General features: G+C 40.9%; 34 protein-coding genes, 3 pseudogenes and 1 riboswitch. Of the genes and pseudogenes, 8 read left to right on the top strand and 29 right to left on the bottom strand.

All coding sequences use genetic code 11. From position 1 onward, the window contains the following. Positions 1–7: 7 nt before the first annotated feature. The 20 genes and pseudogenes from thiH to CPG45_RS12640 all read right to left on the bottom strand — a co-directional run bounded on the left by thiH (position 8) and on the right by CPG45_RS12640 (position 10,634). Positions 8–1,120 (bottom strand): 2-iminoacetate synthase ThiH, encoded by a 1,113-nt coding sequence (gene thiH / locus CPG45_RS12720; protein WP_096232274.1) that lies wholly within the window; start codon positions 1,118–1,120, stop codon positions 8–10. A gap of 15 nt (positions 1,121–1,135) precedes the next feature. Then, on the bottom strand, positions 1,136–1,906 hold the full coding sequence (locus tag CPG45_RS12715) for a thiazole synthase (RefSeq protein WP_096232273.1): 771 nt from the start codon (positions 1,904–1,906) through the stop codon (positions 1,136–1,138). 1 nt (position 1,907) lies between these two features. Further along, positions 1,908–2,108: a sulfur carrier protein ThiS gene (gene thiS / locus CPG45_RS12710; RefSeq protein WP_096232272.1), complete on the bottom strand. Its 201-nt coding sequence runs from the start codon at positions 2,106–2,108 to the stop codon at positions 1,908–1,910. A gap of 43 nt (positions 2,109–2,151) precedes the next feature. After that, a riboswitch (TPP riboswitch) is annotated at positions 2,152–2,254 on the bottom strand. A gap of 652 nt (positions 2,255–2,906) precedes the next feature. Beyond that, entirely contained in the window at positions 2,907–3,398 is a 492-nt protein-coding gene (locus tag CPG45_RS12705) for a transposase (protein WP_255405177.1), read from the bottom strand. Continuing rightward, complete coding sequence (locus tag CPG45_RS12700) at positions 3,394–3,975, bottom strand: hypothetical protein (RefSeq protein WP_096232270.1); 582 nt, start codon at positions 3,973–3,975, stop codon at positions 3,394–3,396. Before CPG45_RS12700 ends, CPG45_RS12705 begins: the two co-directional genes overlap by 5 nt. A 22-nt stretch (positions 3,976–3,997) precedes the next feature. Continuing rightward, positions 3,998–4,222, bottom strand: a pseudogene (locus CPG45_RS12695) (transposase family protein); the annotation flags it as partial. A gap of 283 nt (positions 4,223–4,505) precedes the next feature. Further along, positions 4,506–4,910: a tail completion protein gp17 gene (gene gp17, locus CPG45_RS12690; protein ID WP_096232269.1), complete on the bottom strand. Its 405-nt coding sequence runs from the start codon at positions 4,908–4,910 to the stop codon at positions 4,506–4,508. Continuing rightward, positions 4,911–5,015, bottom strand: a complete 105-nt coding sequence (locus tag CPG45_RS18280) for an HK97-gp10 family putative phage morphogenesis protein (protein ID WP_350354073.1) — start codon at positions 5,013–5,015, stop codon at positions 4,911–4,913. Continuing rightward, the gene (locus tag CPG45_RS16895; RefSeq protein WP_157732404.1) at positions 4,982–5,245 is read right to left on the bottom strand and encodes an HK97 gp10 family phage protein; all 264 of its coding nucleotides are present in this window, start codon (positions 5,243–5,245) and stop codon (positions 4,982–4,984) included. The genes CPG45_RS18280 and CPG45_RS16895 overlap by 34 nt, the downstream gene beginning before the upstream one ends. Before the next feature lie 70 nt (positions 5,246–5,315). Continuing rightward, a pseudogene (locus CPG45_RS18275) lies at positions 5,316–5,633 on the bottom strand (phage head closure protein). 5 nt (positions 5,634–5,638) lie between these two features. Then, entirely contained in the window at positions 5,639–6,043 is a 405-nt protein-coding gene (locus tag CPG45_RS18270; protein ID WP_350354072.1) for a head-tail connector protein, read from the bottom strand. Next, a complete protein-coding gene (locus CPG45_RS12675; protein ID WP_096232267.1) occupies positions 5,931–6,215 on the bottom strand; it encodes a head-tail connector protein in 285 nt (94 codons plus the stop codon). The genes CPG45_RS18270 and CPG45_RS12675 overlap by 113 nt, the downstream gene beginning before the upstream one ends. Before the next feature lie 18 nt (positions 6,216–6,233). Then, on the bottom strand, positions 6,234–6,449 hold the full coding sequence (locus CPG45_RS12670) for a hypothetical protein (protein WP_096232266.1): 216 nt from the start codon (positions 6,447–6,449) through the stop codon (positions 6,234–6,236). Positions 6,450–6,479: 30 nt separating this feature from the next. Beyond that, positions 6,480–6,695: a hypothetical protein gene (locus tag CPG45_RS12665; protein WP_096232265.1), complete on the bottom strand. Its 216-nt coding sequence runs from the start codon at positions 6,693–6,695 to the stop codon at positions 6,480–6,482. A 71-nt stretch (positions 6,696–6,766) separates the two neighbouring features. After that, positions 6,767–7,183, bottom strand: a complete 417-nt coding sequence (locus CPG45_RS17955) for a phage major capsid protein (RefSeq protein WP_255405062.1) — start codon at positions 7,181–7,183, stop codon at positions 6,767–6,769. Positions 7,184–7,209: 26 nt separating this feature from the next. After that, positions 7,210–8,052: a phage major capsid protein gene (locus tag CPG45_RS17950; protein WP_197702815.1), complete on the bottom strand. Its 843-nt coding sequence runs from the start codon at positions 8,050–8,052 to the stop codon at positions 7,210–7,212. Positions 8,053–8,069: 17 nt separating this feature from the next. Further along, positions 8,070–8,549, bottom strand: a complete 480-nt coding sequence (locus CPG45_RS12655; protein WP_197702814.1) for an HK97 family phage prohead protease — start codon at positions 8,547–8,549, stop codon at positions 8,070–8,072. Between the two features lie 302 nt (positions 8,550–8,851). Continuing rightward, positions 8,852–9,973 (bottom strand): phage portal protein, encoded by a 1,122-nt coding sequence (locus CPG45_RS12650; RefSeq protein ID WP_231968764.1) that lies wholly within the window; start codon positions 9,971–9,973, stop codon positions 8,852–8,854. Positions 9,974–10,054: 81 nt separating this feature from the next. Next, a complete protein-coding gene (locus CPG45_RS12645; RefSeq protein ID WP_096232264.1) occupies positions 10,055–10,387 on the bottom strand; it encodes a type II toxin-antitoxin system RelE/ParE family toxin in 333 nt (110 codons plus the stop codon). Beyond that, entirely contained in the window at positions 10,380–10,634 is a 255-nt protein-coding gene (locus CPG45_RS12640; RefSeq protein ID WP_094550259.1) for a type II toxin-antitoxin system prevent-host-death family antitoxin, read from the bottom strand. The genes CPG45_RS12645 and CPG45_RS12640 overlap by 8 nt, the downstream gene beginning before the upstream one ends. Positions 10,635–10,840: 206 nt before the next feature. On the opposite strand from CPG45_RS12640, the gene CPG45_RS12635 reads away from it, so the two are divergent. Next, positions 10,841–11,254 carry a hypothetical protein gene (locus CPG45_RS12635; protein ID WP_094550260.1) on the top strand — a complete coding sequence of 138 codons (414 nt, stop codon included), beginning with the start codon at positions 10,841–10,843 and terminating at the stop codon, positions 11,252–11,254. A 5-nt stretch (positions 11,255–11,259) separates the two neighbouring features. On the opposite strand, the gene CPG45_RS12630 is transcribed toward CPG45_RS12635, so the two are convergent. The 4 genes from CPG45_RS12630 to CPG45_RS12620 form a co-directional block, all read right to left on the bottom strand. Then, positions 11,260–12,261, bottom strand: coding sequence for a terminase large subunit (locus CPG45_RS12630; RefSeq protein WP_231968762.1), 1,002 nt, complete (start codon positions 12,259–12,261; stop codon positions 11,260–11,262). Further along, on the bottom strand, positions 12,237–12,602 hold the full coding sequence (locus CPG45_RS18540; RefSeq protein ID WP_231968760.1) for a hypothetical protein: 366 nt from the start codon (positions 12,600–12,602) through the stop codon (positions 12,237–12,239). The genes CPG45_RS12630 and CPG45_RS18540 overlap by 25 nt, the downstream gene beginning before the upstream one ends. 190 nt (positions 12,603–12,792) lie before the next feature. After that, complete coding sequence (locus CPG45_RS12625) at positions 12,793–13,272, bottom strand: phage terminase small subunit P27 family (RefSeq protein WP_096232263.1); 480 nt, start codon at positions 13,270–13,272, stop codon at positions 12,793–12,795. 92 nt (positions 13,273–13,364) lie between these two features. Beyond that, on the bottom strand, positions 13,365–13,562 hold the full coding sequence (locus CPG45_RS12620; RefSeq protein WP_157732403.1) for a hypothetical protein: 198 nt from the start codon (positions 13,560–13,562) through the stop codon (positions 13,365–13,367). A 194-nt stretch (positions 13,563–13,756) separates the two neighbouring features. Here CPG45_RS12620 and istA point away from each other — a divergent pair. Continuing rightward, positions 13,757–14,943 (top strand): annotated as a pseudogene (istA, locus tag CPG45_RS12615) (IS21 family transposase). 8 nt (positions 14,944–14,951) lie between these two features. After that, a complete protein-coding gene (gene istB / locus CPG45_RS12610; protein WP_096232261.1) occupies positions 14,952–15,716 on the top strand; it encodes an IS21-like element helper ATPase IstB in 765 nt (254 codons plus the stop codon). A gap of 54 nt (positions 15,717–15,770) precedes the next feature. Here the strand turns inward: istB and CPG45_RS12605 are convergent, their stop codons facing one another. Genes CPG45_RS12605 through acgM form a run of 4 tightly spaced genes read right to left on the bottom strand, consistent with a single transcriptional unit; the run spans position 15,771 to position 18,549 of the window. Further along, entirely contained in the window at positions 15,771–16,283 is a 513-nt protein-coding gene (locus CPG45_RS12605) for a Sir2 family NAD-dependent protein deacetylase (protein WP_096232260.1), read from the bottom strand. A gap of 15 nt (positions 16,284–16,298) precedes the next feature. Next, complete coding sequence (locus CPG45_RS12600; protein WP_096232259.1) at positions 16,299–16,913, bottom strand: nitroreductase family protein; 615 nt, start codon at positions 16,911–16,913, stop codon at positions 16,299–16,301. 20 nt (positions 16,914–16,933) lie between these two features. Continuing rightward, the gene (locus CPG45_RS12595) at positions 16,934–17,512 is read right to left on the bottom strand and encodes a nitroreductase family protein (RefSeq protein WP_096232258.1); all 579 of its coding nucleotides are present in this window, start codon (positions 17,510–17,512) and stop codon (positions 16,934–16,936) included. Then, positions 17,512–18,549: a radical SAM/SPASM domain protein, ACGX system gene (gene acgM, locus CPG45_RS12590; RefSeq protein WP_197702813.1), complete on the bottom strand. Its 1,038-nt coding sequence runs from the start codon at positions 18,547–18,549 to the stop codon at positions 17,512–17,514. Before acgM ends, CPG45_RS12595 begins: the two co-directional genes overlap by 1 nt. A 39-nt stretch (positions 18,550–18,588) precedes the next feature. On the opposite strand from acgM, the gene CPG45_RS18535 reads away from it, so the two are divergent. Further along, positions 18,589–18,915, top strand: a complete 327-nt coding sequence (locus CPG45_RS18535; RefSeq protein WP_231968759.1) for a hypothetical protein — start codon at positions 18,589–18,591, stop codon at positions 18,913–18,915. Between the two features lie 137 nt (positions 18,916–19,052). Next, positions 19,053–19,388, top strand: a complete 336-nt coding sequence (locus tag CPG45_RS12580; RefSeq protein WP_096232256.1) for a winged helix-turn-helix transcriptional regulator — start codon at positions 19,053–19,055, stop codon at positions 19,386–19,388. Positions 19,389–19,657: 269 nt separating this feature from the next. Here the strand turns inward: CPG45_RS12580 and rlmD are convergent, their stop codons facing one another. Continuing rightward, entirely contained in the window at positions 19,658–21,019 is a 1,362-nt protein-coding gene (gene rlmD / locus CPG45_RS12575; RefSeq protein WP_096232255.1) for a 23S rRNA (uracil(1939)-C(5))-methyltransferase RlmD, read from the bottom strand. Between the two features lie 151 nt (positions 21,020–21,170). Between rlmD and CPG45_RS12570 the strand changes: the two genes are divergently transcribed. Genes CPG45_RS12570 through CPG45_RS12560 form a run of 3 tightly spaced genes read left to right on the top strand, consistent with a single transcriptional unit; the run spans position 21,171 to position 22,201 of the window. Continuing rightward, entirely contained in the window at positions 21,171–21,353 is a 183-nt protein-coding gene (locus CPG45_RS12570; RefSeq protein WP_096232254.1) for a spore coat associated protein CotJA, read from the top strand. Positions 21,354–21,355: 2 nt separating this feature from the next. Further along, positions 21,356–21,616 carry a spore coat protein CotJB gene (locus CPG45_RS12565; RefSeq protein WP_096232253.1) on the top strand — a complete coding sequence of 87 codons (261 nt, stop codon included), beginning with the start codon at positions 21,356–21,358 and terminating at the stop codon, positions 21,614–21,616. A gap of 12 nt (positions 21,617–21,628) precedes the next feature. Continuing rightward, positions 21,629–22,201 carry a manganese catalase family protein gene (locus tag CPG45_RS12560; protein WP_096232252.1) on the top strand — a complete coding sequence of 191 codons (573 nt, stop codon included), beginning with the start codon at positions 21,629–21,631 and terminating at the stop codon, positions 22,199–22,201. Positions 22,202–22,215: the final 14 nt, after the last annotated feature.

Here is a 22,215-nt window from a genome sequence, read left to right as displayed (position 1 = left end):
CCCAAATCTATAAAACACCTTCCCAATCTTTGAAAATTGGTTGATAGCCTTTACTGCGAATTACTTTAATTATTTCCTCTAAATTTCTTTTATCTGATACCTCAAATTGACCCGCATCTTTATATTCTTCATTCTCAAGATATCCACCAACTTTAGTTGATGACTCCGCTGAAAATTTCGTTATGCCAAGTGGCAGTAGATTATCTCTTAAACTTGGACTTTCTCGTGTAGATAAAGTTATACCAACCCTTGGCATAAAAAGCCTCAATGCTAAGATAATTTGAACAAGGTTTTTATCCGATATAACCGACTTTGGTTGAAATGCACCTACATGCGGCCTTATTCTCGGCACAGATACACTTACGTCAACATCATTATAGGTATCTTGCAAATATTTTGCATGTAGTGCCGTATAAAATGCATCTTTTCTCCAATCGTTTAAGCCCAGAAGTGCTCCAATATTAACACTTCTCATTCCTGCATCACATGCTCTGTCTGGTGCTTCAAGGCGGTACCTGTAATTTTTCTTCGGACCCGATAAATGAATATCATCATATATTTTCTCGTCATATGTTTCCTGGTATATTGTAAGCGAATCAACACCTGCGTAAATCAATTCTTTATATTCATCTCTTTCCAGAGGATAAATTTCTATACAGATGGACGAAAAATATTCCTTCAGAATATTAGTACAATCCTTTATGTATGATACAGGGCTTTTTATCCTCGATTCGCCTGTTAATATTAATATATGTCTGAAACCTTTACTGCTTATTAATTCGGCTTCTCTCTTTACATCAGCAAGAGGCATAACGCTTCTTTTTATCCTGTTGTCTACATTGTACCCACAATAAGCACATCTATTGACGCAGAAATTTGCAAGATACATTGGAATATAAAGAAGAATTACTTTACCAAAATTTTGTGCTGTTAATCTATGAGCCTTTTGTGCCATAGGCTCAAGATATTTTTCAGCATTTGGTGATAAAAGTGTAAGAAAGTCCTGTATATCAAGTTTATCTTTATATAACACTCTTTCTACATCATAATCTGAAACACTATTTAAAACAACCTCAAAATCAAAGTTTCTATATTTTAAAAATTCATTGTAAAAGCTCATATACATTACCTTCTTTTATAAATTTAAAAATCCTGTAAGCGGCGATGATGCCTCAGCATACTTCTTTACAGTACCTGCACCTGAAACAAATGCCATTCTCCCCGCTTTTACAGCATTGCTAAAAGCTTCAGCCATAAGTGCAGGGTCGCCGGCTGTCGCAATCGCTGTATTTACAAGAACGGCAGCTGCTCCCATTTCCATTGCTTCACATGCTTCATGTGGCTTACCTATTCCTGCATCAACAATAATCGGAAGGTCTATTTCATCTATTAATATCTGGATAAGTTCTTTTGTTTTAAGTCCCCTGTTTGTGCCGATCGGCGCACCAAGCGGCATTACTGCAGCAGCGCCTGCATTTTTTAACTTTCTGGCAACAATAAGGTCAGGGCTTACATAAGGCAATACTGTAAACCCTTCATTTGCAAGGACTTCTGTAGCTTTAATAGTTTCTATGTTATCAGGTAACAGGTATTTATTGTCAGAAATAATCTCAATTTTAATCCAATTGCCTGCTCCTATAGCCCTTGCAAGCCTTGCAATCCTTACTGCTTCTTCCGCATTTCTAGCACCAGATGTATTAGGCATCAAAATACAATCATCAGGTATATAATTTATCATATCTTCCTGTGTCTTACCAAAATCTACTCTTCTTACAGCAACTGTAACAACTTGTGCACCTGACCTTTTAATCACCTCCGGTATAAGCCTGTCGTCAGGAAATTTACCTGTCCCTATAAACAATCTGTTTGTTATTTGTTTGCCGCCAATTATTAATTTATCAGGCATATCAACCACCTCCTACAAATCTTATAACTTCAAGGTTGTCATTTTCTTTTAATATTATTTTGGGCCATTCTTCCCTTTTGACTATATTGTAATTATATTCAACAACCACTGTTTCAGGATTTATACCCTTTTGCTGTAATAATTCTAATAAACTTATGTTACTGTCTAGTACAACTTTATCTCCATTTAGGTTTAAAACCATATAATTCCCCCTTAAAAAATAAAAGTTCACGTAAGTGAACCTTTTATAAAAAATTCAGGCTCCCTACGATAGTACTAACTATATCAGGTTCAATGGGTTAAGAGCATGGGCTCTTTCTCAGCCTTTCGGCACCCCAGCCTCGTTATTCATTTAATTTAAATAAATTATATCACAAAATATTATCAAAATAAATAGCAAATATGTTGAATTTAATTTATTTCTGATTCCATTCTCCAGCCTTGGCTTCATGCTGTTCTACAAGTTCAGGATAATATTTTCCCTCTGAGAGTACCTTATCCCACAGCTTTGACGGAAACATCTTTTTTTACTGAATATAACATTTTTTCTTCATTGTCTTTTTTTAAATTAAAATTAATAATATCTTGTATATGAATGCAAACATTATGATAGCATTATTCCTTAAGGTGAATTTCAGCCTAGCCCACATCAGTACCGCCTACACTAAAGTCATAGTAGATTGCTATTAGTGGCAGTTTCCTTTTTGAGTCTCCACATTGCCAGCGCAAAGCTGCCACAGCACATCACTGTAAATAGCACAATAACAGGCAGGATGTCTCCAATCAAAATCGTCGCTCCAAATATCAAGCTGCACAGAGCGTTAATAACATGTATAAATGGATTAAGCATCACGGCTACCGCCAATCACCCTGGCAAGCTTTCAAAAGGGAAAAAAGCTGAGTTCAAAAAAAGATAGGCAGCACAATCGCAGTCATAGTTGTTTCATAGATAACTTCATTTGGCATGTTAATGGTAAAATAAAAGTGGTTCTTTCCAAAATTAGTTAATCTTGTGCATATGTTCAGACCAAAGCACTTTAGCTCTTAGTGTATCAAAGCTACACCTTCTATACATAATTCTTTTAATTACTTTAAGCTTATTGACACTGCCTTCCGCAAGACCATTATTAAAATCATATATTATTGCATTTCTAACAGCATCTATATCTTTTACCAGCCCTTTCACAAAACTTTCTATTTCGTGAATTTTTAACGAATCGGCTTTATCTATCCATTCTTCTAATTTACTAATATTTTTCTCTAATAGTATTTCCCTAAATTCATTTACAAGATGATATATACTTGTATAAAATGGATATTCATTAAACACTCTATCTAATTGCTCTTGAGTAATCATTTTTACTTCCTCGATAGGTTTGTACAGCAACTTTATTAAATTTTTGCGCTCTATTTGTTCGCTAATTTTGTCTCCATTATCATTAGATTTATCTTTATCATATTCCTTTTTGTAACGATGTTTCCATTCGCTAATATAGTGACGTATGCTGGAAATAGAACCATTGTAACCTTTTTTTACGAATTATCTCATCAATATTTGCTGATGTATATCCTTGCTCAATATAACAATTTATCTCATCTATAAATAGACTTAATTTACCTGGTTTTTTGACTCCGTATGATGCATGCACTGCAGAGTAGTTAGGATCAAGATATTTGTTTACTGTACGTTTGTCAATTCCTATTTCTCTTGCTATTGCTGCTTTTGAATAACCATGTTTGAACATTTCTTGTACTTTGTTAATTTTTTCTTGTTTCCTTGCAACAGTTTCTTCGTGCTTTTTCATCATTTTTGTTTGAAACAGTTTTTCTCTTTCTTTATCTGTCATATTTATTAGCTTATCAAATGTGCGTGAATCTAAGTTTAATTTTTTGCATATGTATGATTTTTTATAACCTTTTATTAGAAGAAGATTTATTCTTTCATATTTTTCTTTTAAGGTAAGCTTTTTATTAATAATTGCAGAATTTTTCATTGTATCTGTTTTATCAGCATTTTTCATTGGAATAAAAGGTAAAGGCACGGAAACTTTTTGATTTAAAGTTTTCATAATATAGTCTTTACAATACTGGACAATCCGGATTGGTACAAAACATTTTTCTATTATTAAGAATAACTATAACTTTCTTGCCTTGTATCGGAAGATCCTGAAAGCTTCTTTTATAATGTGAATGAACTTTTGTAGATGTTTGACAACAGAAAGGACATTTTAATTCTTTTCTATTTGATTCCACTTTGATATATATAGTATCATCAATTATTTCATGGCTTTTATATTCTAAATTTTTATCCAGCATCTTAATAAATTCATCCATTTGAGAGTCCTCTTTTCTAATTTTCTTACCATTCTATTATATCATGTATTTATTAGATTTCAACTAATTTTGGAAAGAACCCAAATTTGTACATTTTTATTTTCCACTTTTCGCAATTCTTATTTTATCATTTTCAAGATCTAAAGACCAGTTCTTTATCTCCGTCATTGTATTTGTCCCTATAACAAACTTCCCGCTCTTTCCTGATATGGCTATTGTCTTTTCTCTCCCTTCTTAAAACCTAATCTCCTCAATTTTGAGGGGATTAAATCGGCTCAATATATTGGAACTCGAAGTCAAAATTCGCGTAATATATTTTTGTATCTGGGTCAAAGCCTTCCATCTCGCCTTGGAGAAGCATTGCGTTAACCTCTACACCTCCGTCACCACCCATAAGCCCAGAAAAATTTTGCAAGGCTAACCGTACCTGCTCACTCACAGCCTTTAATTGGGCGTAATTTTGCGCCCAGCAGGAAATCTGATACACAGGCGTGGTAAAGCCGGTATCTCTCTGCAGGCAGTGCTGCCGGCTGCCTGATACTTTCTGGTAAGTGATTGCTGAAAGTTTGCAATTCTGGCGCATAACAAGGGGATATATCCTATCCTCGACAAGGTTTTTAAGATCAGGATAATTTTTTAGATGCACATACAAACCTTCCTCAAGCTTCATTTACTGAATCCTCCCTAATGCCCTGGATACTTCCTTTATCACCGCTTCAGAAATCCTCTCTTTGTTCTCATCTACAGCAGGGCGCATAAAAGGGCGTGCAGGCATCCGTTTAGTTCCAAGTTCCACGAAGGTTCCATAATACTCCTTTTTCCCTGGCTGTATTTTACATCTGCTTTTATTTCAGTCTTTTTCCCGTTTTGTAAGTGCAGGCTCTCTTTAAGGCGGCCTGTCCTAACCGGGCACCGTCTTTTCGCTTCAAGAATGGCTAACCTTCCGCCTGCATCCGCCGCCTGCTCTAGAACTTCCTCCGCAGCCTTGCCCATGTCCTTTAACATCTGTATAACCTCCTCGGCACCTTCAAAACTGGCGGTATTTTCTTTGCCTTTGCCGAATAGGCCCTCGCCATCACACCACCTCCCTACACATCAGCTGCAGTTCCTTTTTCTTTTCCTGAAAGTGTATCACCGCTAGAATTTCAAAGGTACGTTCTCCATATGTCACTCGCATTTTCGATTCTACTCCGGTACGATAACGTATGATGATTTTTATCGAAATTTCTGCATTAACCTATTGTGCGGCAAAATATTCTCGGCCGGAGATAGGGTAAATGGCTGCCCATACAGTGGCAACATCCACCCATTCCGGGTCCTCCGCACCAAAACTGTCCCTTGAAGGGTTTAATTTTTGCAGTGTAATCCTGTGCCGTAATTCACCAATCCTCATCCAGATCACCACCTTGGTACCCAAAAGGGTCGAAGCAGTGAGGATACCGCAAGCGGAAGCTCCTTTATTTCGCCGCCTCCGACCGTACCACCGCCTATGTTGACCGCTTCCCTGTGCTCATAAAAATGGCCGATTAAAAGCAGCATGGCCTGTTTTATGCTTTTGGGCACCTCGCTGTAGCCCGCCTTAAATCGTATTTTAACTGCGTCCGACCGTAGCGCACAGTCCAGCGGCCAGCCTGTGGCAGGTATAGGGCATAAAACAGCGGGCTCCAGGCTTTTAAGTCCTCTGTCAGCGTTATCTCCTCCACATAAGTGTTGAAGTACTTGAAGAAAACCAATTCGACAAGCGGCGGCATAGGCAGCTTGATGATGCCAAAGCTTGAAAAAAGGGCCCGGAAATATATTCAAAGGTCTGCAGTGCAAGGCTTCTGCCGGTAAAGCTCTCACAAAATTCCCGGGCGGTGGAAATGAGGGCGGATATGAGTGCATCCTCCTCTGTCCCATCCACCCTCAAGTGCAACTTAGCTTCCTCTAAGGATACAGGCTCAAGCTCAGGCCCTTCTATCAATATTAAATTCATTTGCCTTCACCGCCTGTATTAAACTAAAACCGAGTCGCTGACCTCCTGCACATACCTTTCTCCGGTCAGAAGGGCAATAACGCCACCGACTTCCGGATCATCGGTAACCTCCACCGATTTCAGGCGCACATAGCTGTAACCTGATTTTGCAAGAGCCTGGGCATCCACCTCGATTTTGTATACCTTATTAACCGCTGCAGCAGTTGTAAAACCAGAAGCTTCTGCCTGTCTCACTTCGCTGAAGGTATCTCCAAAAATACATTCCTAATATGTAAAGGGAATTGCTCCTGTGTTGGTGGGGGGTGTATCGTCACAAGCCTCCACAGTAATGGTAGAGGTTCCAACCACGCCTGCGCCGCACTGAATCAGAAAGCTGACATACTCCCAATTTCTGAGGTTTATAACGTCGGTAAAAACCGTACCGGCAAAAGCATCTGCCGCAGGGGACAGTGCATTGACTACATGATATGGTTTATACATTGAAATCTCCTCCTTTGCTTATGAGAAATCCGCTTATCAATGTGACAAGCGGATTTCTCTACTCACTACTATTATTTTCTGCTGGCAAGCGCCACAAAGGGCGATACTGACGCGCTGTCCTTATATGGCTGCAAGGGCTTGTTCCAGATGGACTGCCCGTCTACCCTGTAAATAAACCTGTAAACGTTCTTGTCATACAGGAACCTTACATGGATGGAGGAAGCCGCATTGATACCGCCCTTGTCGATTAAAAGGTACTGGGACATTTCCGCCAGGATGATGTCTCCCACCTCACCTTCTGCCGAGCACTGTTCAAGAGGCACTACCGGTCTTCCGAAAAGTGTCGCATAAGGTGCTTCCGAAAGTCCACCTGCCGGGATATATACCGGCACATTACCGATTTTCATGGTAAATAAGAGCGGCTCAATCTCCTGATTGATATACCACACAGCATTTGTCCTACTTCTACCCCAGAGTCTTGTCCACATTGAATAGGTTTTCTACTTTTAAGAGCTCAGTCTGCCCGCTTTCCTTCAGTACCTTCAACCAAGACATCGCTATTCAGAATGCCAAGGGGCTGCCCGGTACCGGTACCTGTCAGGATGGCATCATCTATCTTAAAGCCGAATTCCTCGGCAAAGCCCTGACGGAGTACACTCTCCAAGGCTGCCGCATCCTGCAGGAGCTCGTCGGTTGCGTAGCAAAGGCCGGTCAATTTCTTCAGGAACAAATCTATCACTCTGAATTTTGGCTTTGACACGATAAGCTGGTCGGCTTCATTCTCCCAGTAGGTCTGAATGCCGCCCCAGCGTGCGCCGTTGGCGCGGCTTGTCTTGTCTACGCCATTGATTTTCAGCCCGTTAGCATTGGTGGAAAGCGGAATCTTGCTGACTCTTGAAGCAAGAACCCCCGTCTCATAGGTACGCTTTAAAAGCTCAGTGACAAAGTCTTGCTGCACCAGAAAACCGTTGTCAGAGGGCACACTCTCGGAAAGACCGCTGGCGGCTCTTGTGGTAAGCCTTGGGTCAATGCGACCATCTGGTGCTGCCGCCCTGTACGCAGCCAACATCTGCTCGCCGAAGCTGGCAAAGCGATGCTCTCCTAAAGCTACCGCCGCCTTGGGATTGGGCCTTGCAGGCTCCATGTCCCTTTCCTCCGGCTGCTCCTCTTCCTCCATCAGCGCCCTGGTGTGCGCAATTGTGTCGTCCCACCTTTTCATTTCCTCCTCAAGCTGCCTTACCTGCTTTTCCTCTTCCTCAGTCAGAAAGCGACCTTCAGCCTGAGCCTTTTCAAAGATGGCAAGGGCCTTAAGCCTTGCATCCTTTTTACGTGCTTCCATTTCTTTAATTTTGTTCATGTTTAGAATACCTCCTATCAAAGTAATTCTATTTTCCGTTTTCTCAGTTCCAACCGCTGCCTTGCGCGAGACTCTGCTGCCTCGAACAATTCCTTTAAATGCCTCTCATAGCTTAAAAGGGCGCCTCTCACGCCGACATCGGTCTGGGGGTATACAGGAAAGGTTACCGGAGAAACGTCAAAAAGCTTTACCTTGTGAAGCTCCCTGATATCACCGCCGTCCTCGGTGCCCCAACGGTCCTCAATAACTAAAAAACCGAAGGACATTTGCGAAATGTCTCCTCGGTCTATGCTGACTAAAAGGTCTCGGGCCCGCTGCGTTTCCGAAGGTGTTATCCTTACCATCAGCCCCTTTTGCGTTTCCTTGAGTTCAAGGGTGCCTGAACGGTTCCTGCCCAGCACATAGTTTGGATCATGATTAAACAGCGCCCGGATGTCATCCACCTGAATGGTCTCCTTGAAGGCACCCGGCATTACCTTTTCCCGGAAGGGAAACACGCCGCCAAGCTCCTCCTACCACTGGTTGAAAGCAGCGGCATGGCCCTCAATGATGGGCTTTGTCGCTTCTTCATCACCCTCGCTAAGTACCCTGAGCTCCGTCATGGATACCGTTCTTCTCTCCAGCTGCGCTGGTTTGCGCCTGCTTGCTTTTCTGTTTGTCTATTTAAGTTTTCACCTCCCTCTTTTTTACTACCTACCAGAGAGACTGGCAGCATATTGCCGTTCACAAGGTAAAGGTCGCCGCCTGCTTCCTCAGGTATAGGGTTCATATCCTCCAACTCGCGGATGTCGTTGGCGCTTTACCAGCCGTTCTGGCGGCCAATGGCATAGCCTTCCATCCTTGTTTTGAAGTCGCCTCTTAAAAGTCCGTCAACGTTGAATCTGGGAAAATACAGCTTCCTTTCCTCGGGCAGCAGCAGGCTTTTTATAATAGCCTGTTCCCAGCGCACCAGCCATGGCCTGATGGTATGCACCACAAAGTCGATGCTCTGATGCTCGATATTTGAGAAGGTGGCCCTCTCCAAGTCTCCTACAAGGTGGGGTGGTACCCTAAAAAGCCTGCAAATTTCGTTAAGCTGGAATTTGCGGGTTTCAAGAAACTGTGCATCCTCCGGCAGTATGCCGATTTCATGGTATTTCATGCCCTCCTCAAGAACTGCTATCTTGTGGGAGTTCTGAAGCCCTTTATATACCTCCTCCCAAGATTTTCTCAGCTTCTCCGGGTCCTTTACCACCCCTGGATGCTCAAGGATTCCTCCCGGGCGCGCCCTGTTGCCGAAAAACCTCGCGCCGAATTCTTCGGTCGCCAGCGCAAGCCCGATGGCTTCTCTCGCCATGGCAATTGGAGATAAACCTTTCACCCCGTCAAAGCCTAAACCCGGAATATGGAATATTTGTTCAGGCTTGTACTCAGTGGTTTTCATACCTTCTGTATACCTGTAAACCAGCTGCTTGGTTTTCTCATCCCGGATGATCTCCATGCCTGCGGGCGAAAACGGCCATAGTTCCATCACCTGTCCGCCCTTACCCCGTTCTATCTGCGCATAAGCGTTTCCCCACAATAAAAGCTGGGTCATTAGCACCTCCCGGAAAGTAAAGCTGGTCATCTCCGGATTGGGCATATCTTGAAGTATTGAATATAAAGGATGGGTAGTAACCTTTTCCTTGCCCCGGTCATGCCTTCTATACAAGGGCAGGGGCAGGCTGGCCACCGTTTCGGCAATCACTCGGACACAGGCATAAACGCCAGTTACGCGCATTGCGGTTTCCTCATTTACCCTGACACCTGCAATAGAAACCATACCTGTACCGATATCCTCTCCCAGAAGGAATGCCTTAAGCTTGTTACTTATGGGACTGTCCCGCCTGTCGTTAGGACCTGCTCTTGGTTGAAAAAATCTTGATAATATCGATAGTTTCATTCTCGTTCCTCCTGAAAAAAAGGCATAAAAAAAGCACCGTCTAAGCGATGCTCTTACCAATCAAAATTTTATATTTGATAATCAGTTGTCTTCTTCCTCTGCAACATCCCCAAAGAGGATTCGCATAAAATCTCGTCTGCCATATAGCACTCTGTCCACATATACAGTATCATTTTCATAACGGTAAAAAGCTGTATATTGCCCACATACAAGGTAACGATAGCTTGTTTCAATTTTAATAACAGAGGACAAGGGCGCTTCAATCAACGGGAATTCTATAAGATCTCTGAATCGTTTGGTGATTTTGGCCAGCACATTTGTTGCTGCTGTAGGATTACCTAATTCCTCGGAAATATATTCTTTTATCTCCAGCATATCCTTTTGCGCTTTGGGCGAAATTTTAAGATTAACCATTCGTTACCCCCAGGGATGCTTCTAGTTCATCAATGGTTAGCCATCCATTTTCTTGCCCTGCCTTTTCACCTTTAGCAAGTTCAGTAAGCAATTTTAATTTTGCCTGCATTTTTTCATATTCCTGCATATCCATAACAACATAGCGGCCACGGCCATTTTTTGTTAAAAAGACCGGTGAACCCTCCTCTATGCTGCGCAACACTTCATTGTAATTCCTTAAATCGGAAATCGGCTTAATGTTAGGCATAATAAATCTCCCTTTCCTTTTGCTGTTATTATTATAGCAATATTCTTCGTAAAATACAACAGCAACGATGAAGGGACTTAGAATATTTATACCTGAAGCCTCAAATCTTCAATAAAAAATAAATTAAAGTTTTTCTATAGTGTTGACATTTATTTTTACATATGTCATAATACATATGTAAAAATCTTTTTTAGGAGGGATAACCTATGAAAGCATCATTTAGGGATTTTATTGCCCAAAACCCAAACTGTAAAAAATATGACGGCAATCCGGAAGCAATCCATATTTTTGAAAACATCCTGTCAAAGGACGATAACATTATCGCAATGATAGACGCAACCGAAGCAGACAAACCAGCTTTATCTGCCTGCATTCAAGAAGTAGAAAATTATTATAAAAATCTCCCATCACCTACTTTTGATTTAACTGATAATTTCACAAAACAGGCACTGGGACGGATGGTAAAAACTATCTTAGAACCTTTTGGCTATCAGCCCGATACGCAAAAAGACATGCCAAAATCCTGCTCTGCTGAATTTGTAACATCAGCCACTGTTTACAAATATGTTGGAAATGCTACCATGAGGGTTGTTCGAAAAATAGAGGAAATTAACAAATAAAAATTCTATAGCACAAGAATCCCTCTGTTGTCATACACAGACCCTCTTTTCTGATGCCTAACTGCTCTATCGAGAGCCATTATAAGCGCAACAGCACCGTCAACACGCTCAGTGCTTTTTTCTTTGTCCGGCTTGATATTGCCTGCCGGGTCGGTTTTAACATAGACATTGTCCATCATCCTGCGCAGCACCGGGTGTCCGCCATGAGCGATTTTTCCTTCCAATACCAGCTTCATAAGTTCCTTGGTGGGCGGTGACATATCCTTATACCCTTGCCCGAAGGGCACTACCGTAAAGCCCATGTCCTCAAGGTTTTGCACCATCTGGACCGCCCCCCAGCGGTCAAAGGCAATTTCTTTGATGTTATATTTGGTGCCCAGTTCTTCAATAAAGGCTTCGATAAAGCCATAGTGCACTACGTTACCCTCAGTGGTTTTAAGATATCCCTGTCTTTCCCACACATCATAGGGCACATAGTCACGCCGCACCCGAATCTGAAGGTTCTCCTCCGGAATCCAGAAAAAGGGTAGCACCTGATACTTGTCCTCCTCCGCCTCCGGTGGAAATACCAGCACGAAGGCAGTTATGTCTGTCGTAGAGGATAAGTCTAAGCCCCCATAGCAAATTTGCCCTCGGAGTTCCTCCGCATTAACGGGAAAAGTGCAAGCATCCCATTTGTCCATCTGCATCCATCTGACCGACTGCTTCACCCATTGGTTCAAACGAAGCTGCCGGAACAGATTTTCATCCGCTGGATTATCTTTGGCGCTGTTAAAGGCATCCCTCATCTTATCTATATCCACCGTCACACCCAAGGATGGGTTAGCTTTGTACCAGTTTCTTTCATCTGTCCAGTCGTCATTATCATCAATGCCGTAGATGACAGGATAAAAAGTAGGGTCGATTTTCCGCCCCTTTAAAATATCATCCGCCTTTTGGTGGATCTCCCAGCAGATGCTGTTGCGGTCAGTCCCTGCAGTCGTTATGAGGAAAAACAATGGCTGCATCCGGTCATCACCGGAACTTTTGTCATAACATCGTACAGTTCCCTTGTTGGCTGGGCATGCAGTTCATCAAACACTACACCATGCACATTCAGTCCATGCTTGGTATAGGCTTCAGCCGAGAGTACCTGATAAAAGCTGTTGAGCGGTGTATATACTAGCCGTTTCTGAAAGAGTACCGATCTGATTCTCTTTTTCAGGGCCGGACACTGCTCCACCATATCCACCGCAACATCAAAAACAATGGAGGCCTGCTGCCCTGTCAGAAGCACAATCGTAAACTTCCGCACCCCATTCACCATCAGCGCAGGTGAGGTAGAAAGCCACCGCTGCAGCCAGCTCACTTTTACCTTACTTTTTCGGTATTTCCACATACGCGGTGTTATATTGCCTATACCCGTTTTCCTTGACCGTTCCAAAAATATCCCGGATGATTTTGTCCTGCCAGGGGAGGAGTTCAAAGGGCACCCCATACCAGATACCCTTGGTGTGCTTCAAAGTCCACCGCGTGCTGCGCTTTCCTATCGTCATACATTACCCGTTATGCCTCCTCATAAGCAGCTTTTCCATGGGGTCGGCGCTGTCTTTTACGGCATTATCAACAGCAATTCTGGAGCGGCTGGAAGGCGTAAGTCCAAATTCGGAACAGAAATCCCTCATTATCTTAAGGTAGGTCTGGGCAATGGATACCTGCGGCACCTGCTGGATATATCCCGACGGTGTCTTAAAAATGGTACCGTGCTTGGAGAGAAATTCCTCCGCCTCCTTCCAGCGTGCATAGGCCTGGCAATAGCCTGCAAAGGCTGCGGCATCCACCTGTGTCAGCACCCCCAGTTTCTCAAGCTGCTTGGACATTCTGCGCCACTCCTTCTTTGCCTCCGGCTCAAGCCAGGAAGGGCACTTCGGAGCCTTTTTCTCTGGTTTTGGCTCATTCATGTTAAGTGAACGCTTACCTGGATTTCCCTCGAGTACCTTAAAGGCTGTTGGCTTTGGTTTTCTTCCTCTGGTCGCCATCGTCTTTCACCTCCCTCTTCATAAAAACGACATGAAAAAAGGAAGCTTTTACTTGGGCTTCCCTCGATTTTTTTCTCTTTAATATTTACGTGTTATTTTACCCACTCGTAACCGGCCTTCTCTAAAACCGCTGCATCGGCCAGCGTCACCACCCAGAAATTTTCATCGTCACCTAGCATCACCGCCATTGACTTAATACATCTGTTCGCAAAGCTGAAGGCCAATTCCCTGCTTTCAAACTTGTATGCTGCCTTTATTATCCTCTGAATTTTCTCGTTTGTATTCACCATCTGAACCTCTCCTTTCTGTGTTTTTCGTCCTTGCATGTACATCAATCACTCTGAATGCACAAAAAGTCAAGGAAATCCTTGTTTATTACTCAGCTGAAAATGATAAAATAAGAATGTACGAAAAGTGGAAAATAAAAATGTACAAATTTGTACATAAATTTGGTATCCTTCTGTTCGTAGGAGGGATACCAGCAATGAAAAATCTATTAGGTCAAATTAGCATATTAAAGGCTATGGAGATAAAACCTAATTTTTCAAAGCTAGCAAGAGAATATGGAATAGATAGAAGAACTGTTAAGAAGTATTATGAAGGATATGAAGGCAAACCAAAAACAAGAAACAAACAAACAAATTAGACAAATACTATGATGAAATAAAAGCAAAACTTGAAATAAAGGGGGTTACGGTAAAGGGAGTATACGAATACTTTGTTTCTAAAAATTATGATATTGGAACATATTCTAATTTCAACAAATATGTAAAGCGAAAAGGCTTGAAACCTGCTAAAAAAGTAAGTGGTCATCCACGATTTGAAACTCCTGCGGGAAAGCAAGCACAGGTAGATTGGAAAGAAGAGATAAAATTAGTTTCTAAATATGGAGAAGAATTCATTTTTAATGTTCTTAACTATAAGCTTGGATATTCAAGATATTGCTATTTTGAATATAGGAAAGCAAAAACACAACAAGATGTAATTGAATGCTTGATAAACGCTTTTAAAGCTACAGGAGGCGTTCCAGATGAAATACTTTTTGACAATATGAAAACAATAGTTGATATAACAAACGAGGGGAGGAAGATAAATAATAAAATAAAAGCATTTGCAAATGATTTTGACTTTAAGATACGCTTATGTAAGCCAAGACACTCATATACCAAAGGAAAGGTGGAATCATCTAATAAATTTATTGACTGGCTACTGCCATACAATGGTGAATTTGAGAATGAAGAAGATTTAATAAAGATAATTGGTGAAATAAACAAAAAAGTTAATCAATCTACAAATCAGTCAACAGGGATACAACCGATAATATTATTCCAAAAAGAAAAGGAGTATCTATCTCCTCTGCCAAGTAATGATATCATAGAAAGTTATATGAACTTCGAACAAAAAGCAACTGTCAATAAAGATTCTATGATATATTACAAAGGTAGTAGATACTCAATAAATAAAACTGTAACTCTTAAAACAGTAGAAAATGAGTTACATGTATATTTTAACACAGACTTGATATCTGTCCATATATTAAGTGATAAAAAGATAAATTATCACGAATCTCATTATAAAGAATTAATGGAAAATCTTATCAAAAACAAAGAGGACATTGAACAAATATGCACAAATAATCTTAACGAATTGGATAAATTATTGCATAGGTAGGTGAAAATGTGAGTAACTATACTAAGCTATTAAACAATTTAGGAGAACTTGGATTAAATAACATAAAAAATAATATAGATACATATTTAAACATGATTAAATCAGGAGAAAAAAGTGTTATAGATGCTCTATATGAACTAAGCAATTTAGAAATAAAATCAAAACAAGAAAAAGCAATACTTGCATGTGTCAAAGTAGCAAACTTCCCTTTTTTAAAAGAACTTGATGATTTTGATTTTGAATTTCAACCAAGCATAAACAAACAAGAAATTCTTGATTTAAAAAGTTTAAGATTTGTAGAAAATAACGAAAATATATTGTTTGTAGGGACCCCAGGAATAGGCAAGACACATCTTGCCACCGCCATAGGGATAGAATGTGCAAAACACAGATATTCTACATATTTCGTTCATTTTCAAGAATTGATGACTCAATTAAAAAAGGCTTTAGCAGAAAACCGTTTAGAAATCCGATTAAAGCATTTTTCAAAATATAAGGTGTTAATAATAGACGAAGTAGGGTATTTACCAATAGACACAGATGCTTCAAATATATTTTTCCAGCTAATATCTAAAAGGTATGAAAAGCATAGTACAATTATTACAACAAATATGCCATTTTCTAATTGGGCAGAAGTATTTGGATCAGCAACGTTAGCCAATGCAATATTAGGTAGATTACTTCATCATTCGCATGTTATATCAATAAAGGGACCTTCATATAGATTAAAATCAAAAGTTGAATATTTTATCAGTTCTTCGAATGCATCTTAGTATATTTTTTGTACAAAATTATATTCCACTTTTTGTACAAGGATATATTGACTTTTACACAAGGTAAGACGGAATTTTACAATCCTTTGTTTGTGCCAGCATTGCTTTTATTAAGTCTTCATTGTAATATAGCTTGTTGTGGCAGCCTTTGGCGCATTGTAAATAGGCGTAGTTGCCCTGCACCTCAAAGATTTTATCTTTTGGAAAACCATCTTTCTCAAATTGGCTTTCCACGTTGGTCGTAATGACAAAATATTCCTTTTTCTGAACCAGCCGGAGCAAATCCATGTAAAGCTTTGTAGCAGTCTGGGAATAGCGGTTCACATCAATATGCCTTGCCCAATGCGCCCACAATTCCTCCTGTGTCTGAAACGGGTAAAAGGTGGACGAGTACATATCTTCGATACCGTATTTCTCAATGAAATCGGAAAAATTGTCCGTGAACCGTTTGCCTGAGTAGGTCAGCCCAGCCGCGGCGGACAGCCCGGCCCCTGCACCGATCAGAATAGAGTCCGCATTTTCAATCGCTTTTTTTGCGGCAATCAACCGTTCCTCATAATTCTCCATGATTAGCGCCTCCTTTCACACTTCATGGCGTTTTCTGTCATTTATATCATTATAGAAACAGGTCTTTTCAATCGGAAACCGTTTCCCAGACATATTCGGATTGGGCTTGAAATCCTCCGCTGGGTATCCGACGTAAAGCATACATACCGGCTGCCAGCTTTCAGGAAGATTAAGCAGTTCTTTGGCTTTGTTCTCGTCAAAGTAGCTGATCCAAACTGTTCCAAGGCCAATGCTGGCGGCTTCCAGCATCATGTGGGTAGCGACAATCGTCGCATCGGTTGCCCCGCTGCTCTTGCTGCTCTGCGGGTGTTGCCAACAGGCAGTCTTATCATAGCAAACGAACAGCACCAGCGGAGCACCATAATAATACACGTTTTTGCCGTGTTCTTTATCATCACATTCCTCTGCCAAGTCTGCATATTTCTTATCATACTCAAAGGTACAGAATGATTTGACCTTTGCCAGATTTTCAGGTGTATTCAGCACCAAAATCCGCTGCGGCTGATAATTGACCGCAGTAGGAGCCCACCGCCCGGCCTCCAATATCTTTTCAATTTTATCCTGCTCCACAGGCATCTGTGCAAACTTACGCACCGTAACCCGCATTTTGGATATATCCATAAAGTCCATTACCGTTCTCCAGCCTTTCTCTATTCAATGATTCGGCTTCTTCCGTCTTTTCTCGGTTTGGCAGCGGGATATGCCCCGTCGCAATAACCGAGCACGACAAAGCATCTCGCAATGTAGTTTTCAGGAATTTGCCAATCCTTTAATAGCTTTTTTCCCAATTCATTTTCAAAGGTTTCTTCGGCTCTTGCAATGATGCAGGAGGAAATCCCCAGTTCAGTAGCCTCTAATACCATGTTCTCTGCACAGCAGAACGCATCGGGGATGCTGTATAAAAAGTTTTTCTGGGCAAATACCACGCAGACTGTAGGCGCGCCATAAAAACCATTTTTAATAGTGGGGTCATCAATAATACTCGGCTGCTCTTTAGAGACATAGGAGCCGACCAGCTTGCTCTTATCAAAATGGGCGATATTCAGCTTTCCGATAGTTTCTGTCAACTCTTTGCTATGAACACCGCAGATGAAGGTTCGCTGCCCTCCACCCGCATTCGGTGCATAGAGACCTGCTTCGATGATTTTTTCCAGGTCCTCTTTCGGTATCTGCCTATCTTGATATTTACGAATAGACCTTCTTTTCTTAATTAAATCCAGCAATTCCATTATCTAACCTCCTTCCAGCATTGCGGGTCAGCCTCGTAAAAATCTCCGGTTGTACCGTAAGTAACGGCGGGGCATCCCCGGCACCAAGCCAGCAATTCGCATTTGGAACATTTTTTGAATTTTGTATAGTCCCGGTAGGCTTCCATGCGGTCGCATACCCACACATCGGCAATCCGATCTTCAAACACATTGCCTACCTTGCTTTCAAAGCGACGGCAGGCGTACAGATCGCCGGTGGGCAGGATGGTCAAATGGCAGTTGCCGCAGTTGCAGCCGCCGTAGATCATACCCTCCTGTGCATCCTCCGGGATTTTGAAAATGCCTTTTTCGTATTCATAGAGCGTCCAAAGGTGGTCTTTCCGATTAAAGTAGGTTTGGCAGCCTTCGGCTTCATATTTCTGGAATTTCTGATAGCAGGTGTCCAGCAATTCCCGGTATTCCTGCGGGGCCATGCCGGTGTCCTTTTCCTCGCTGGTCGGGCAGTACCGCGCAAAAGCGAACACATCCACCTTATGCGCAATAACGGTGTCAATAATATCCGGAATTTCCTTGATGTTTTTTCCAGATACCGTAGTCATGATGACTGAGCGGATACCAGCCTTTTTAATGCAGTCGATTTTTTCAAGGGTGCAATCAAAGGAGCCGGGCTTACGGAACCAGTCATGGGTTTCCCGCATCCCATCAAGGGAGAGCTGGTATTTCTGACATCCGTATTCTTTCAACCTTTTGCATACCTCGTCATTCAGATGGAACGGGTTGCCGAGGATAGTAAAAGGGATGTGCCTTTTTTTCAGCAGGCCAAGCAGCCGCCAGAAATCAGGATGCAGGATTGGATCGCCGCCGGTGATATAGAAATAGGGAAGCCGATCGTACATTTCGCACATATCACAGCAGTTGCCCACTACGTCCACCATCTGCTCCCAGTTCATGGAGTCCAGATGTTTGCCATGATCTTCCGAAAAGATATAACAATGTTTACACCGCTGATCGCACTCGTCAGTGATGTGCCACTGAAAAGCAAAATATTGTTTCATCATTGATTACCTCTCTTTATATGAAAACTGGCAGTTGCCAGAATGATTTTAAAAGTCCCCGGCAAGACCAGTTATGCCGGGGATGTGTTGGCGTGGTGGCTGGATTATTTGTTGTCGCCAGCGCCGCAGGCAGAACCGCAAGCGGTAGGTTTTTCTTCCGGCTTGTCAGCAGCGCCGCAGGCAGCAGGAGCATCGGTAGCACCACAAGCAGCGGGAGCTTCAGCAGGCTTATCGGATGCTCCGCAAGCAGAACCACAAGTAGAAGCCGCCTCTTTTTTGTTCCATCCAAACAGATTAGAAAGTGCCATAGTGTATTACCTCCATTTTTGGATTTTACGAACCCTTTACTTGTTCGCAATTATATTTTAACTTCTGCTTTGTCTAAAAAAAAGTACGCACAAATCTGTTACTTAGTCACCTTTTTATAACCCACTTGTCTTAATCGTTATCTTATATTATAATTTGAATGTAACATTCAAATCTGGACTTATAAAGGAGATGATACGATGCTGACAAAAGAAGAATTGCCTGAATGTCCTGTATCGACCACGGTTCAGTTGATAGGCAGTAAGTGGAAACTGCTGATCTTGCGAAATTTGCTTCAGCGCCCTTGGCGCTTTAACGAACTGCGAAAAACCATTCCTGGTATCAGTCAAAAGGTACTAACGGATAGCTTGAGGTCTATGGAAGCAGATGGAATTATTATTCGCACTGTGTACCCGGAAGTGCCGCCCCATGTAGAATACGCCTTAAGTGAATTGGGCGAAAGCATGCGTCCAATTATCAAAGCAATGGAAACATGGGGAGTAGAGTATCAGAAAATTGTAAAAAGCCAAAATTGAACGTTGGCTTTAATATAAAGTGGAACTAAAATTATGCAAGTTCCCATAGACATGTTCCCACGAACACATCAAACCATTTCAAACTCCGTCTTTTCCGTCAACACAACCCCGCCCGCCAAAAGCCGCACCGAAAGTCTGTGGATGTGTTTCCTCATACAGTCGAACAAACAAAAATACAGGGCTTTCCAGTATCTCTACCACCAAAAAACACATTTTCGGCAGATGGCAAAACACCAGAAAACCCTGTATTTAAGCCGTTTTTCAGTCTCTCATCCGTTTTTTACATTTGTCATCAATACCACGCACTCAACGTGATAAGTATGGGGAAACATGTCCATGCACTTGACCTTTTCTACTTTGTACTGCCTCTGTGTTAGCATTTTTAAATCTCTTACAAGTGATACAGGGTTACATGAGACATACACGATTGTCTCTGGATCAAAATTTACGACATCCATAATAGCCTTTGGATTTACACCAGGTCTTGGTGGATCTAATATTACGACATCAGGGCTCTCGCTAATTTCCTTTAATTTTTGTGCTACATCGCCAGGTATGAATACACAATTATTAATTCTATTCAGATTGGCATTTTCTCTTGCGGCATCTACTGCTTCTTTTATGAGTTCTATGCCTATTACTTTTTTGGCAAGTGGTGCCATGACGATCCCAATAGTACCTGTTCCACAGTAGAGGTCAAATACAACTTTTTGTGATAGGTCACCGGCAAATTCTCTTGCTATGCTATATAGTTTTTCGGCACCTTTGGAATTTGTCTGAAAAAATGAGAAGGCGCTTATCTTAAATTTTAATCCAAGTATCTCTTCTATAAAATAGTCTCTTCCATATAATACTATAAGTTTCTCACATATTACAGCATCAGACAAACTGTCATTTATAGTATGTAATATACCGACAAGTTTGCCTTCAAAATCGGCCCTTTTAAGTATCTCTACTAATTCTAAAAAGTCATGGTAAATTTGAGATGTTGTAACAATGTTCACTAAAAGCTCGCCTGACTTAGCAGCTTTTCTGACAACCATGTGTCTTAGATAGCCTTCATGTGTTTTACCATTGTAGACTGGAAGATTATACTTTTCCGCATAGTTGAGCACTAAATCGATGCATTTTGCAAAATCATTGTCGACTATTCTGCAGTCCTTTGTCGTTACTATATCATAAAATCTGCCTTTTTTGTGTAACCCCAATTTTAAATTACCATTATTATCTTTTCCAAATGTATACTCCATCTTATTTCTGTATGCAAATACATTTGGACTTCCTTCTACACCAAGAAATTCATAACCATCAATGCCTGCTTCATCTAGGAGTTTTTTTACAATACCTTCTTTTATTTTTAGTTGAACATTATAATTCACATTTAAATATGTACAGCCACCACATTCACCAAAATGTTGGCAGACATCATCATGTTCTAAAGGTGATTTTTCTATAATATCAATTAAATTAGCCTCGGCTATATCATTTTTTATCCGCTTTATTTTTACTTTGGCTTTTTGTCCTGCCACCACGCCTTTAACTTTTATCATTTTATTATCAACATATGATAATCCGTATCCATCAAAATCCATATCCTGTATAGTTGTAATTATTTCATCGTTTTTCTTCATAATGCTTCAATCTCCTTAGTTTCAATTATATATTATTATATATCATTTTTATCAAAAACGTCAAAATGGCATTAGCATCACATTCTATTATCACTTTTATATATTATTTGAATATTATATAATGAAATATTTAATTATGGAGGTTTTGTATATGTATGAGTATAATAATCCGTATATAGAATCATATGATATGAGCCAGAAAGGTTTAGCTGAAGCATATATACCAATACAAAAATATGTATCTGCATACCCTCCAGAGCAAGGGCTAATGAGAGGCACTATTTTCCCAGAGCTTGATAAACCATATGTAGAAGAGAAAATGAGGAGGTATTGATTATGGATGGTAATCAAGTAGCATTGTTAAAGAAAATCATGGAGATCGATTTTACATGTATAGATTTGAATCTTTATCTTGATACGCATCCTGAGGATCAAAAAGCTTTAAGAGATTATAACTATTACAGTGAACAATTGAGGACATTAAAAGTACAATATGAACAGCTTTATGGTCCATTTATGTCCTTCGGAAATACACCAGATCAATGCAACAGGTGGAGATGGGTAGATGAACCATGGCCTTGGGAAATTCAGTATTAGGGGAGTGATATTATGTGGATTTATGAGAAAAAATTAGAATATCCAGTAAATGTATGTAAACCAGATATAAAAATGGCTAAGTTTTTAATAGCACAATATGGTGGACCTGACGGTGAGCTTGCTGCAGCACTACGCTATCAGACACAGAGATATACAATGCCAACAGGTCAAGCAAAGGGTACATTAACAGACATTGGCACTGAAGAATTCGCTCACCTAGAAATAATTGCCACTATGGTATTTAAATTATTGAAAGGTGTGCCGGTTGAGGAACTTAGAAAAGAAGGTCTTGGTGAGCATTATACAGAACATGATAGAGCATTATTCTATACTGATACAACAGGAATGATTTGGACTGCAGCATATATCCAGGTAAAGGGCGATGTTGTTGCAGACCTTCATGAAGATATGGCAGCCGAAGAAAAGGCAAGAGCAACATATGAACACCTCATTAATCTCACAGATGACCCATGTGTAAAAGATACATTGAGATTTCTAAGAGAAAGGGAAGTCGTACACTTCCAGAGATTCGGTGAAACACTTGATAGAGTAAGAGAATATTTAAAAAGCAAAAAATTTTATTAAAGTTATTGGCCGGA

It is taken from the genome of Thermoanaerobacterium sp. RBIITD (assembly GCF_900205865.1).
GTDB lineage: Bacteria > Bacillota > Thermoanaerobacteria > Thermoanaerobacterales > Thermoanaerobacteraceae > Thermoanaerobacterium.
This window is presented reverse-complemented; position numbering and strand designations above follow the sequence as displayed.